Origin of the sequence: Kitasatospora sp. NRRL B-11411, assembly GCF_000721345.1 — a bacterium.
In the GTDB taxonomy this organism is placed as follows: Bacteria; Actinomycetota; Actinomycetes; order Streptomycetales; family Streptomycetaceae; genus Kitasatospora; species Kitasatospora cineracea.
In genome coordinates this window covers 1-12200 of record NZ_JOGH01000154.1, presented here as the reverse complement: position 1 = coordinate 12200, position 12200 = coordinate 1, and the positions used below count along the sequence as shown (strand labels likewise).

At 74.4% G+C, this 12200-nt stretch carries 13 protein-coding genes; 6 read left to right on the top strand and 7 right to left on the bottom strand.

Features of this window, described 5'->3' with window-relative positions; genetic code table 11:
- From bioD to bioB, 3 genes are all read right to left on the bottom strand, one after another.
- A partial coding sequence (bioD, locus tag IH44_RS0136130; protein WP_035957398.1) for a dethiobiotin synthase occupies positions 1-633 on the bottom strand: 633 nt, incomplete at its 3' end.
- Between the two features lie 39 nt (positions 634-672).
- On the bottom strand, positions 673-1998 hold the full coding sequence (locus IH44_RS0136125) for an adenosylmethionine--8-amino-7-oxononanoate transaminase (protein ID WP_030464066.1): 1326 nt from the start codon (positions 1996-1998) through the stop codon (positions 673-675).
- Positions 1998-3260: a biotin synthase BioB gene (gene bioB, locus IH44_RS0136120; protein WP_030464065.1), complete on the bottom strand. Its 1263-nt coding sequence runs from the start codon at positions 3258-3260 to the stop codon at positions 1998-2000. Before bioB ends, IH44_RS0136125 begins: the two co-directional genes overlap by 1 nt.
- A gap of 406 nt (positions 3261-3666) precedes the next feature.
- Between bioB and IH44_RS0136115 the strand changes: the two genes are divergently transcribed.
- Positions 3667-4401 (top strand): hypothetical protein, encoded by a 735-nt coding sequence (locus IH44_RS0136115; RefSeq protein WP_030464064.1) that lies wholly within the window; start codon positions 3667-3669, stop codon positions 4399-4401.
- Positions 4402-4564: 163 nt separating this feature from the next.
- Here IH44_RS0136115 and IH44_RS0136110 read toward each other — a convergent pair whose 3' ends face one another.
- From IH44_RS0136110 to IH44_RS0136100, 3 genes are all read right to left on the bottom strand, one after another.
- On the bottom strand, positions 4565-5779 hold the full coding sequence (locus IH44_RS0136110) for an MFS transporter (RefSeq protein WP_030464063.1): 1215 nt from the start codon (positions 5777-5779) through the stop codon (positions 4565-4567).
- A gap of 166 nt (positions 5780-5945) precedes the next feature.
- Positions 5946-6437 (bottom strand): Rrf2 family transcriptional regulator, encoded by a 492-nt coding sequence (locus tag IH44_RS0136105; protein WP_030464062.1) that lies wholly within the window; start codon positions 6435-6437, stop codon positions 5946-5948.
- 136 nt (positions 6438-6573) lie between these two features.
- Positions 6574-6987 (bottom strand): hypothetical protein, encoded by a 414-nt coding sequence (locus IH44_RS0136100; protein ID WP_030464061.1) that lies wholly within the window; start codon positions 6985-6987, stop codon positions 6574-6576.
- A gap of 291 nt (positions 6988-7278) precedes the next feature.
- Between IH44_RS0136100 and IH44_RS0136090 the strand changes: the two genes are divergently transcribed.
- The 3 genes from IH44_RS0136090 (at position 7279) to IH44_RS0136080 (ending at position 9886) form a co-directional block, all read left to right on the top strand.
- Complete coding sequence (locus IH44_RS0136090; RefSeq protein WP_157852583.1) at positions 7279-7833, top strand: hypothetical protein; 555 nt, start codon at positions 7279-7281, stop codon at positions 7831-7833.
- A 230-nt stretch (positions 7834-8063) separates the two neighbouring features.
- Positions 8064-8603, top strand: coding sequence for a transcriptional regulator (locus tag IH44_RS0136085; protein ID WP_030464059.1), 540 nt, complete (start codon positions 8064-8066; stop codon positions 8601-8603).
- A complete protein-coding gene (locus IH44_RS0136080; RefSeq protein ID WP_030464058.1) occupies positions 8600-9886 on the top strand; it encodes an MFS transporter in 1287 nt (428 codons plus the stop codon). The genes IH44_RS0136085 and IH44_RS0136080 overlap by 4 nt, the downstream gene beginning before the upstream one ends.
- Positions 9887-10051: 165 nt before the next feature.
- Here IH44_RS0136080 and IH44_RS0136075 read toward each other — a convergent pair whose 3' ends face one another.
- Positions 10052-10840 carry an aminotransferase class IV gene (locus IH44_RS0136075; RefSeq protein ID WP_030464057.1) on the bottom strand — a complete coding sequence of 263 codons (789 nt, stop codon included), beginning with the start codon at positions 10838-10840 and terminating at the stop codon, positions 10052-10054.
- Between the two features lie 138 nt (positions 10841-10978).
- Here IH44_RS0136075 and IH44_RS0136070 point away from each other — a divergent pair, with 138 nt between their 5' ends.
- On the top strand, positions 10979-11386 hold the full coding sequence (locus tag IH44_RS0136070; protein WP_157852582.1) for a hypothetical protein: 408 nt from the start codon (positions 10979-10981) through the stop codon (positions 11384-11386).
- A gap of 60 nt (positions 11387-11446) precedes the next feature.
- Positions 11447-12016 carry a hypothetical protein gene (locus tag IH44_RS0136065; RefSeq protein WP_232795226.1) on the top strand — a complete coding sequence of 190 codons (570 nt, stop codon included), beginning with the start codon at positions 11447-11449 and terminating at the stop codon, positions 12014-12016.
- Positions 12017-12200: the final 184 nt, after the last annotated feature.

The window sequence follows — 12200 nt, the reverse complement described above, 5'->3', positions numbered from 1 at the left end:
GGTGTGGGCGGCGGCGCCGGTGGGGAGGGCGCCGAGGAGGGGGGCGCCGGCGGCGGTGGGGAGGTCGGCGAGGTTGCAGCGGGTGGCGAGGTCGGGGGTGGCGGGCCAGGAGCCGATGACGACGCCGCGCAGGGGGAGGCCGCGGTGGCGGAGGGCCTCGGCGGTGAGCGCGGTGGCGTTCAGGGTGCCCAGGCCGGCCGCGGCGACGAGCAGGAACTCGACGTCCAGGCCGAGGCGCCGGCCGGCCAGGGCGATGTCGGCGAGGGTGTGGCCCCGCTCGTCGTAGCGGACCAGCAGCCCGCCCGCGCCCTCGACCAGGACGGTGCGGTACTCGGCGGCGAGCCCGGCCACCGCCTTGGCGACATCCTCCGGGTCGAGGGCCGGCAGCCCGGCCCGGCGGGCGGCGGTCTCGGGGGCGAGCGGCTCCGGGTAGCGGGCCAGTTCGACCCCGTGCACCAGTGGCCCGGCCAGCCGGACGACCTCGGCCACGTCGCCCGGTTCGTCCGGCCCGAGCCCGGTCTGGCCGGGCTTGAGGACCGCCACCGGCTCCGGGCGGAGCGCGGCGACCGCGGCGGTGGTCAGGGTCTTGCCGACCTCGGTGCCGGTGCCGGTGACGAACAGGACGGTGGACATGGTGCGGGTGCTCCTGGCTGAGGGTGGGGAAGGGGGGGGCTAGCGGCCGGCGGCGGTGGACGCGGCGGCTGCCGCGGCGACCGCCCGGCCGATCGCGGCGACGTCCGCGTCCGCGGTGACGAACGGCGGCATGGTGTAGATCAGGTCGCGGAACGGCCGCAGCCACACGCCCTGTTCGGCCGCGGCCGCCGTCGCCGCCGCCATGTCGACCGGCGCGTCCAACTGCACCACGCCGATCGCGCCGAGCACCCGGACGTCCGCGACCCCCGGCTGCCCCGCGCACGGGGCGAGCGCGGTGTGCAGCGCCGACTCGATCCGCTTCACCTCGCCGCGCCAGTCCTGCCGCAGCAGCAGGTCGATCGAGGCGTTGGCGACGGCCGCCGCCAGCGGGTTGCCCATGAAGGTCGGGCCGTGCGCGAGCACCGGGACCTCGCCGCGCGAGATGCCCTCGGCGACCCGGCTCGTGCACAGCGTCGCGGCCAGCGTCAGGTACCCGCCGGTCAGCGCCTTGCCCAGGCACATCACGTCCGGCGCGACGCCCGCGTGGTCGGCGGCGAACAGCTCGCCGGTGCGGCCGAAGCCGGTGGCGATCTCGTCGAACACCAGCAGCACGTCGTGCGCGTCGCACAACTCCCGCAGCGCGCGCAGGTACGCGGGGGAGTGGAAGCGCATCCCGCCCGCGCCCTGCACCACCGGTTCGACGATCACGGCGGCCAGCTCGCCCGCGTGCTGCCCGATCAGCTCGGCCAGGTGCGCGAGGTACGCCGGGTCGGCCGGGGCGTCGTACCCGGCGGGCGGCTCGGCGGCGAACAGCTGCCGGGGCAGCACCCCGCCCCACAGGTGGTGCATCCCGCCCTCGGGGTCGCACACCGACATCGGGTGGAAGGTGTCGCCGTGGTAGCCGCCGCGCCAGGTCAGCACCCGCTGCTTCTCCGGCCGGCCGAGCGAGCGCCAGTACTGCAGGCACATCTTCAGCGCGACCTCGACCGCCACCGAACCGGAGTCGGCGAGGAACACGTGCTGCAGCGGCTCCGGCGTCAACTCGACCAGCTTGACCGCCAGTTCGACGGCCGGACGGTGGGTGAGGCCGCCGAACATGACGTGGCTCATCGAGTCGAGCTGGGTGCGCACCGCCGCGTCCAGCACGGGGTGCCGGTAGCCGTGGACCGCTGCCCACCAGGACGACATCCCGTCCACCAACTCCCGGTGCCCGCCCACCGGTTCGGCCAGCCGCAGGCGCACGCCCGCGGCCGACTCCACCACGAGCGGCTGCACCGTCCCCGGCATCGGGCCGTACGGGTGCCAGACGTGCGCCCGGTCCAGTTCGAGCAACCGGGCGGCGTCCAGCGGGTTCTGACGGTCCATCAGGCGTTCGGGGCCAGTTCGGTGCCGGCGCCGCGGCGGCGCACCCGGACCAGGTCGGTGCGCGCCTCGTCCGACTCCGACTCCGGCTTCGACCCCGACTCCGGCTTCGACCCCGGCTTCGACTCCGACCCCGACCCCGGCTCGGCCGCGACGGCCTCCGGAGCCGCACCGTGGCCGCCGCACGGGCCGCAGCCGCCGCCCGTCCCGCAGGCGCTCTCCTCCTGGTGGCCGCCGCAGCCCGCACCGGCGGCGACGTGGGCGCGGTGGCGGGGGAGGGTGGTCTGCTCGGCGCCCTCCACCTCGAAGCCGGCGTCCTTGATCATGTCGAGGTCGGCCTGCCCGGCCTGGCCCTCGCTGGTCAGGTAGTCGCCCAGGAAGATCGAGTTGGCGATGTGCAGGCCCAGCGGCTGCATCGAGCGCAGGTGCACCTCGCGGCCGCCCGCGATCCGCACCTCGATGTCCGGGCAGACGAACCGGACCATCGCCAGGATGCGCAGGCAGCGCTGCGGGGTGAGGTTCCACTCCTCGGCGAGCGGGGTGCCCTCGAACGGGATCAGGAAGTTCACCGGCACCGAGTCCGGGTCCAGCTCGCGCAGCGCGAACACCACGTCGACCAGGTCCTCGTCGCTCTCGCCCATGCCCGCGATCAGGCCCGAGCAGGCCGACAGGCCCGCGCCGTGCGCCTTGGCCACGGTGTCCACCCGGTCCGCGTAGGTGTGGGTGGTGGTGATCTCGCCGTAGGTGGCCTCGGAGGTGTTCAGGTTGTGGTTGTACGCGTCCGCGCCGGCCGCCTTCAGTCGCTCGGCCTGGTTGTCGGAGAGCAGGCCCAGGCAGGCGCACACCTCGACGTTCTCGTCCGCGTCCTTGATCGCCGCGATGGTGTCCGCGACCCGGTCGATGTCCCGGTCCGTCGGACCGCGCCCGCTCGCCACCAGGCACACCCGCTTCGCCCCGCCCGCGACACCCGCGGCGGCGGCCTCGGCGGCCTGGTCCGGCTTCAGCCAGGTGTACTTGAGGATCTCCGCCTTCGAACCGAGGCGCTGCGAGCAGTACGAGCAGTCCTCCGGGCACAGCCCGCTCTTCAGGTTCACCAGGTAGTTCAGCTTCACCCGGCGGCCGAACCACTGGCGGCGCACCCGGCCCGCGGCCGCGACCACGTCCAGCAACTGGTCGTCGGTGGTGGCCAGCACGGCCAGCGCCTCCTCCCGGGAGGGAAGTTCCCGGCGGAGGCCCTTGTCGGTCAGGATGTCGAGGAGGTCCATGGCCCGATCCTGCCCGGGGCCGCTAGACGTTCGCCAGAGGGAACCCGCCAGAAGATCTCCCACAGGCTGTGCGAGTTGTCACAGTTTTTCGGCACCCGGTGATCACGGGCACCCCGGAACCCGGCATCCGGCCCCTGTGCAGGGCCGCTGTCCGGGGATCCGGCCGGCGACTGCTCCCGCCCGGGACCGCCCGCCGGAACGTTCGACCGGTTCCCCCGCGTTCCTCCAGCCACCCGATCCCGGATCTCCAGACGGACCGGGCGGAGCGGGCGGACCGGGGCGGGCGGGGTGGAGCAGGGTGGGTGGGGCGGGGCGGTCCGGAGTGGTCCGGGGCGGTTCGGTCCGAAGCGGGCGGGCGTCCGACCCGAAGGAATGACTGTCCGATCAACTGTTTACAATCTGCGCCATGACCATCCAGCGGGGCGCGCACGCGCGTGGGGACGACGAGCAGCCGCCGCACGGGCACCGGGCGGTCGGCGAGCGGCGTCGGCTGGTCGCGCTGTGGGGCGTCGTCGCGGTGCTCGCCGCCGGCGGGGTCTGGGTGGTGGCCACCTCGCACCAGCGGAGTGCGGTGTCGGGGGCGCCCGGCGCGGACAAGTCCGCCTCCCCCGCGGCCGCGGCGGGCCAGCCCGCGCAGCCGCTGACGGAGTCCCAGTCCTTCCTGGCCGAACGGTACTTCCCGGCCCAGCGCGCCTACGAGTACGACAACTACCGGGCCCGCCGCTCGGCCGCCCGGGAGGGCGCGGAGTGCCGGGCCGTGCAGAACGACAAGACCCGCGACGTGCTGGCCGAACTCGGCTGCCAGGGCTGGATGGGCATCGCCCTCACCCGCAGCGACCAGCCGGTGGTCTCCAGCGTCACGGTGCTGCGCTTCTCCGACGCGGCGGTCGCGGCCCGCGCCCTGCAGACCGTCCGGGAGAAGGCCGCGGACTTCGAATTCACCTACCCGGACGGCCTGTTGGCCCCCGCCGGAACCGCCCGGCCGATGGCCGCCACCAAGGTCGAACTGGTCGGCCACCACATCACCCTCACCGTCTCGCGCTACCTCGACCAGCGGACCGGCGAGGCCCCCGACGAACTCCTCACCACCAGCAACCGGGCCGCCGCGGCCGTCGCGGGCCAGCCGTTCATGTGGATGTAGGGCGGCCCGCGACCGCCACCACTCTCACGGCACCCCCCGCACGCCACGGCCCCCACGGCCCCCACGGCCGCCTCCTTACGGGCATCCCCGCACGCCACGGCACCTCCTTACGGGCACCCCCGCACACCATGGCCTGCACGCCACGGCCCGGACGCCCCCCTTCTCACGCCCTCGTCCGCGCCGCCGTCGCCCGCAGCAGCGCCCCGGCCGCCAGTGCTAGCACCGCCGCCAGCGCGAACACCGCCGCCGCGCCGAACGGCAGCGCCACCCCGCCCAGCACGCTGCCCGCGCCGATGCCCAGGTAGATGCCGGACGCGTTCAGCGACACCAGCAGCGGCCCCTGTTCCGGAGCCGCCGCCAGCAGACGCAACTGCTGCGGCGGCGTCTGGCACCAACTGCTCGCGCCCCACAGGAACACCAGCGCCCCGACCGCCGCGACCCCGGCCCGCACCTCCCCGGCCGCCAGGCCGGCCAGCGCCGCGAACGCCGCCGCCATCGCCGCGTACCCGGCCGCCAGCACCCGCACCGGCCCGCGCCGGTCGGCGAACCGCCCGGCCAGCAGGTTCCCCGCCACCGCACCCGCCCCGTACAGCACCAGCGCCGCCACCACCGCCGTCCGCCCCGAGACCCCGACGGCGGCCAGCACCGGCACGCTGTACGAGTACGGGACGTAGCAGGCGGCCATCCCGAGCACCGTCAGCGGCAGCACCCCCAGCACCCCCGGGCGGCGCAGCGCCGCCAGCCGGACGCGCAGCGGGACGGGCTCGGTGCCCGGCAGCGCGGGCAGGGTCAGGCGCACCGCGAGCGCGCACAGCGCGGTCAGCGCCGCGACCGCCCCCAGCGCGGCCCGCCAGCCCAGTCCGACGGCGGCCACCCGTCCCAGCGGCACCCCGAGCGCGGTGGCCGCCGTCAGCCCGCCGATCACCACCGCCAGCGCCCGCCCGCGCCGCTCGGGGCGCACCAGTGCGGCCGCGCTCGCCCCCGCCGTCGGCGTGAACGCCGCCGCGCCGAGCGCCGCGAGCAGCCGGCCGGCCAGCAGCACGGGGTAGTCCGGGGCGAGCGCGGTCAGCGCGTTGGCGGCGGCGAGCAGCACCAGCGCGCCGACCAGCAGGGTCCGCCGGGGCAGCCGGGCGGTGGCCACCGCGAGCAGCGGCGAGGCCAGCGCGTAGCAGGCGGCGAACAGGCTCACCGACTGCCCGGCCGCCGAGGTCGACACCCGCAGCGAGGACGCCATCGCGGGCAGGAACCCGGCGGTGACGAAGGCGTCGGTGCCGACCGCGAAGGTGCCCAGCGCGAGCACGGCGGCGAGACCGAGACCGGCCCCGGTGGGGGTCGGGGCCGGGGCAACGGGGGATGGTGCCTTGAGCGCGTCGGTCACGGGGGAGCTCTCCTCGGTGGCGGGCGTCGACCGCTATTCGGGACATCTGGTGTCCCGAATCATTCGGGACACACTGTATCCAGAATTGGCGGATGCGGAAGGGGGTTCCGGTGGGTGGTCCGGGTGGTTTGGGTGGCCCGGTGGTCCGGGTGGTCCGGGTGGTCGCTCAGTTCGCGGTTCCGGCCAGCCGGGCGTAGTTGGCGCGGACCCGGGCCACCGAGGCGGCGGGGGTGGCCGCCGCCAGGTCGGCCACGCTCTGGCCGGAGAGCTCGCGCCGCCAGGCCAGTTCGGCCCGGCGCATCGCGGTGGAGACCCCGCACGGACGGGCGAACTCGGACGCGGCCGAGCCCGTCGCGGAGGCGCCCCGCTGCCGAATCTCCGCGCAGGCGAACAGCGGATCCGGGCCCTCGACGGCGGCCACCACGTCCATCATGCTGATCCGCTCCGGCTCCCGGGCCAGCCGCACGCCCCCGCGCGGCCCGGAGACGGACGTCAGCACCCCGGCCCGGGTGAGCCGTTGCAGCACCTTGTTCAGGTACGTCGGCGACAGCTCGAACATCGCCGCCAGCCGGGCCGAGGGCACCGGCTCCGCCCCGCCCACCCACACCAGGGTGAGACAGCAGTGCAGGCCCCACTCCACGCCTTCGCTCGTCCGCATATTCCGGATGGTAACTATCCGGAACCCGGCCGCGCCAGCAGCGGCCCCGACCGAACCTCGGCCCCGGCCGACAGCGGTCTCGACCTCGGCCTCGGCCCCGGCCGATCGGCGGTTCCGGCTCTGGCGCCCGGGGCGGTCAGTCCTCGAGGTGCTCCTGGACGCGGCGCGAGGGCGAGAAGGTGTACAGGTCGAGGATGGCGGGCAGCGGAGCCAGCCCCGGGCCGCCCGCCTCGACCCAGGCGGTGACGTCGGCAGCGGCGGCACGGTCGTTGACCAGCCCGAGCCAGACCGGCCGCCCACCCGCCCGCCGGCCCTCCGCCGAAGGCTGGACGACCACCACGTTGGCGTGGTCGCAGGCGTCCAGGCAGGTCACCGGGCGGACGGTGGCCACCTCGGCCAACGAGGCGCGCAGGTCCGAGAGTTGGGCGGCGTGGTCGAGGCCGGGGATCTTCGGCGTACCGCAGCAGCAGCCCCGGCAGACCGAGACGGTGCACCGCGCCGTGGCCCCCCGGACCGGAACGGCGGCCTCCCCGCCGATCCGGCGGCTCACCGGCCCCTCTCCACGACGCCCCGCCCCACCGGCATCTGCTCCACCGGCATCTGTCCCACCGACACCTGTCCCACCGACACCCGCCGCCCGGCGGCCTCCAGTTCTCGCACGGCGGCGACTCTATCCTGCGACAACACCCCGCCGACCCCGTGCCTCCCTCCTCCCGTCCCCCTCCGGATCGAGGACCGGACCGGCCGGACACCAGGCCGACCCGAGCACCCGGCACCCGCCCCCGCGCCCGGCGGCGGTAGGCTGCCGGGCTTCGGATGATCATCGGAACGGGGACGTGGGGTGGAAGTACTGACGGGCACTCACCGGGCGCACTTCGTGGCGATGTGGGTGCTGTTCGCGGCCGAGGTCCTGTGCCTGGCGGCGACCGCCCCGCCCCTGCACCTGGTGGCCCCCGTGTGGCTCTGGGCCGGACTGGTCGGGCTGGTCGCGCTGCTCTTCCTCTCCGCCCTGGTGCGCTGCTTCAGCGCACAGTTCCCGCGCCGGGGCGGCTGGTTCGACCCCGTGCTGTACGTCTGGAACCTCCCGCGCGGCCTGAAGACCTGGTACGGCATCGCCCTCTGCCTGGTCGGCCTCGGCCTGGCCACGGCCGCCGGCGCGCAAGACGCCCGCCAGGACGACACCGGCTACTACCTGCAACGCCACGACACCCGCACCCAGCTCACCCGGGCCGAGTACGAGAAGGCCCGCGCCGCCTTCGTCCGGATCGCCACCGGCATCCCGGCCGGCCTCTGCGTGACCGGCAGCTTCCTGGTCCTGCTCTCCGCCGACATCGCCCACGGCGCCGCCGAAGCCGCCGCCCGCCCCCGCCCGGGCAGCGGCCGCCACCGCCCCTGAAGGCCGCCGCAGGCCGTCGCAGGTCGTCGCAGAAAACGAGGTCAGGACGGGCCGGAGCCCGTCGGGGCCCGTGGAGACGTCATGCCCTCGGTCGCCCCGGTGCGGATACGGATGCGAACACGGATGCGAACACGGATACGGGTGCGGATGCGGAGTGAAGTCCTTGCGTGCCGGACAGCCGATTCCGAAAACCCCTTGCCAAATGGTCAAGAAACGTTGACCATTGTGGCATGCCTACCGATGACCTCCCCGAGACGTTCCACGTCACCACCGACGAGCAGTTGCGCGCCGTTTCCAACCTCACGCGTCACCGGATCATGGCCGTCCTGCGCTTCGAGCCCGCGACGATCACGCAGATCGCCGAGCGGGTGGGCCTCGCGAAGGGGAGTTCCAGCTACCACGTACGGCTGCTCGAACGGGCCGGCCTGGTGAAGGTGGTGCGGACGCGGAAGGTCCGGGGGGTCACCGAGCGGTACTACGCCATGGCCGCGCGGTCGATCGAGCTGCCGGACCCGGGCGAGGGCGGGCCGGACCTGCTGATGCGGCACGCGGTGGCGGACCTGGAGGCGTCGCCGGCCGGCGGCGAGCGGCACGTGCGGATGGCGCACCTGCGGCTCACCGAGGAGCAGTTCGCGGAGCTGGGGGCGCGACTGGAGGCACTGGCGGACGAGTACCGGGAGCTGTCCGACCCGTCGCTGCCGGACGCGTCGCTCGTCTTCGCGCTCTTCCACCCGGCCGGGCGCGCGCAGATCGCAGGGGAGGGCAAGTGACTTCGGACGTTCGAAAGCTGCCGACCGGGTTCGGACGGCTGTGGACCGCGCAGACGGTGTCCTCGCTCGGTGACGGGGTGTCGCACGCCGCACTGCCGCTGCTCGCCTTGACGTTGACGCGGGATCCGATGGCACTCGCCGTCGTCACGGCCGCCGGAACGCTGCCGTGGCTGCTCTTCGGGGTGCTCGGCGGTGCGCTGGTGGACCGCTGGGACCGTCGGCGCACGATGTGGGTCACGGACGCGGCGCGTGCGGTGCTGCTCGCGATACCGGCGGCAGCGGCAGCGTTCGACGTGCTGGGCATTCCGCTGCTCGCGGCCGTCGCCTTCCTGCTCGGCCTCGGCGGACTCTTCTTCGACACGGCCGCCACGGCCTACCTGCCGGACCTGCTCGGCCGCGACACCGCGCTCCTGGAGCGCGCCAACTCCCGTCTGCGCGGTACCCAGACCGCCGCGTCCGGCTTCGCGGGGCCGCCCGCGGGCAGTGCCCTGCTGGCGCTCGGGCGGGCGTTTCCGCTGCTCGCCGACGCGGTGTCGTTCGCGCTCTCCGCAGCGCTCGTCCGGTCGCTGCCCGCCGCACCCCGGCCCGTACCCCAGGCCCGCGAGTCGCTGCTGCGGCAGGCGCGGGCCGGCGCCTCGTACGTCTTCCGGGACCGGTTGCTGCTGGGGCTCGCGCTGCGTCCGGCCGTCGGGAACGTCGCCTTCCTCGCCGTGGAGACCGTACTCGCCCTCTTCGCGCACGACCGTCTCGGCATCGGCACCTTCGGCTTCGGCCTGCTCCTCACGGCGGAGGCCACCGGCGGTCTGCTCGGCGCGGGCATCGCCTCCTTCCTCGGCCGACGGCTCGGTACCGGCACCGCACTGACCTGCACGGCCGCAGTCGAGGGACTCGCCATCCTGGGCCTTGCCGCCGCCCCGAACCCGTACGTCGCCGGCCTCGCGCTCGCCGTCTGCGGCGCGGGCATGGGCGCCACGATGGTGCTCGGCCCCTCCCTCCGGCAGGCGATCGTCCCCGCCCACCTGATGGGCCGGGTCGCCTCCACCTCCCGCATGCTCGCCATGTGCGCCGCCCCGTTCGGCGCCTTCCTCGGCGGCTGGCTGGCCACCACCTACGACGTGCGCACCCCGCTCTACACGGCCGCCGGCCTCCTCCTCACCATGACCGCCGTCACGTCGACCATGACGAGCAACCGCCGGGTCGAGGCGGCGCTGCGCGCCGCCGCCCGGACCGAGGATCCGGACCACCCGGAATCCCGGGTCGCCGTTCGGGAGGGTGCCGCGTAGGCCACCGGTGCTTCCCCGGCCACCCCCGCTGTCCGGACAGGGTGACGCGGGGACGTGCAGGCCTCGAACCGGCCGTACGGATCCACCCGCGTCCAGAACCACGGCCACAGCCCCTGCGGTCGGAGCCGGTGAGCCGGTCGGTCCGCTCGGACGGCAGCGTGCTCGTCAGACCGAGTCCCAGGGGACCTCGGCCCAGGCCGCGGCGAGGACCTCGGTCAGTCCGGTGTCGTCGCCGGGGAAGAGAACCCGGTCGACGGCAGCCAGGGGCTGGTTGGGGCAGTGGGAGTTGGTCGCTGCGGCGGCCCGCAGCGCGGGAAGGTCGCCGGTGGTCAGCCGGCGGGTCGACCACGGTACGCCGACGCGGGTCAAGGCGGCCTGCAGCAGTTGCATGGTGATGCCGGGCAGCACCGGAGCCTCGGGCCACAGGACCTGCTCCCCGTCCCAGAACGCCGCGTTCCACACCGAGCCCTCGCGCACGCATCCGTCCCGGCCGACGAACAGGACGTCGTCGAAGCCCGCCTTCCGGGCCTGGAGCGCCTGGTAGGTGAGCCCCAAGGTCGCAGCGTGCTTGAGGTGCGGCAGCTCGCGCTCGTACGTCACCGTGCGGACCCGCAGCGCCGGCCGCGGAGTATCGGCGACGGGATCGGACACCGACACCATGACGTCCGTGCGCGCCGGCGAGTCGACAGCAGGCACGAGGCTCACCCGGACCGACGCCGCCGACCGATCGCCGAGCCCGTGCCGGACGAGTTCGCGTATCCGTGCACCGTCCTCCGCGCAGGTCTCGCCGAAGAGCTCACGGGAGCCGCTCGCCAGCCGCCGGAGGTGGAGCTCCAGACCGCGCACCGCCCCCTCGCGGACCTGCATCGACGTGAAGTGCCCGTAGTTCCACGTCGCCACCCGATGCACGTCCTCGACGCCCGCGGGCCGACCGTTGATCTCTATGCTCAGCATCCGCGCCATGCTCCCACAGCCGCCAGCCCGCGAACCACGCCCGGCTGCCTGCCACCTGGCTCGCTGTTCGGACGCGGACGGCGGCCGATCCGACTGATCGCCCGGCCCCGGGGATGCCAAGATTGCCGAATGATGCGTATGGGCGAGTTCTTCCTTGCCGGGGATGATGAGTCCGCCTGTCGGGTGGGCCCCCGCCACAGTCACGACTTCCCGGCCGTGCCGTGCGACGGCATCTACCCGGACGACGCGGTTCTGTCATGGGGAGCCCAACTGACGGGCGCCGAGGGTGCACTTCGAGACGTGGTGCCCATGGCCAACGACGGATTCACCGTCTTCGCCCTCTCGGGGCCGGTGTGCGCGGCTCTGGCTGCTGCGGGAAGGGACCGACTCCGCTCCACGGCTCTTGCCTGGGCCGAGGCCGTCTTCGAACCGGGCGATGAGATCCCGCTGGACGACGCGGTGAACCTCCTCGAACGGGTGTCGGCCCTGGCCGGCAGCAGCGTGGAGAAACACCTCAACCTGTACTGCTGGTACTTCGCGCCCTGACCCCGCCGAGGGCGGCATGGTCGCCGACGACGAGACAGGGCGAGAGGACGGGTGCTGCGGGTGTCCGGGATCGAGCCGGCCGAGCTGGCGGAACTGTGGCAGCGCCGGTGGGCCGACTGCCCTCCCGTGGCCCACGAGCTCCGGGGCCCGTACCGGGACGTGTGGGTGCGCTTCCGCAGCCTTCCCGGGTCCAAGCGGTACGCGGAGGGGGAGGAGGAGTACGCCGTCCTCCTGGACCGCTACAACACCGTCCTCGACGAACTGTTCGCCGGTGCGGACGTGTACGTGATCACTCCCGAGTGGACGTCCGCACCCGACGTCCCGTCGCACCAGCGGGTCGCCGACCACTGGCGGAGCCTGCTGGTGGAGGACGATCCCGACCCGGATTTCCGCACGTACTGCCACCTCTTCGCCGTCCGACGGCCGTGGCGGCGCGGCTGCATCGACGACCTGCTCCGGGACGTCGCCGACTACAGGACGGCCGGGGTCCTGATCACCGACACCCGGATGCTGCGCATCCACCACCCGTACGACGGCGGCGCCGACGTCTTCCTCGGCTCGCCCGGGGAGCGGGACCGGATGCGCGATCGGCACGCCGACTGGCTCTCCGGCCACCCGGCCGGTCTCTGAGCGGCCCGGGGCCGGGTGGCCTGCGGGGGTGGAGGGCGTGGGGCGGTCAGCCGAGGCGGGTCCAGGACAGCAGGTGGTCGAGGAGGGAGGGGTCGCCGGTGGTGAGGAGGCCGGTGGGCGGGCGGCGGCGGTGCAGGGTCTGTCTCTTATACACATCTCCGAGCCCACGAGACTAAGGCGAATC

Excerpts from the sequence above, each read along its gene's own strand:
- IH44_RS0136105 (WP_030464062.1), bottom strand. The coding sequence starts at position 6,437 with ATGCGGACGAGCGAAGGCGTGGAGTGGGGCCTGCACTGCTGTCTCACC.
- IH44_RS0136075 (WP_030464057.1), bottom strand. The coding sequence starts at position 10,840 with ATGCTGAGCATAGAGATCAACGGTCGGCCCGCGGGCGTCGAGGACGTG.
- bioB (WP_030464065.1), bottom strand. The coding sequence starts at position 3,260 with ATGGACCTCCTCGACATCCTGACCGACAAGGGCCTCCGCCGGGAACTT.
- IH44_RS0136070 (WP_157852582.1), top strand. The coding sequence starts at position 10,979 with ATGGGCGAGTTCTTCCTTGCCGGGGATGATGAGTCCGCCTGTCGGGTG.
- IH44_RS0136125 (WP_030464066.1), bottom strand. The coding sequence starts at position 1,998 with ATGGACCGTCAGAACCCGCTGGACGCCGCCCGGTTGCTCGAACTGGAC.
- IH44_RS0136115 (WP_030464064.1), top strand. The coding sequence starts at position 3,667 with ATGACCATCCAGCGGGGCGCGCACGCGCGTGGGGACGACGAGCAGCCG.
- IH44_RS0136085 (WP_030464059.1), top strand. The coding sequence starts at position 8,064 with ATGCCTACCGATGACCTCCCCGAGACGTTCCACGTCACCACCGACGAG.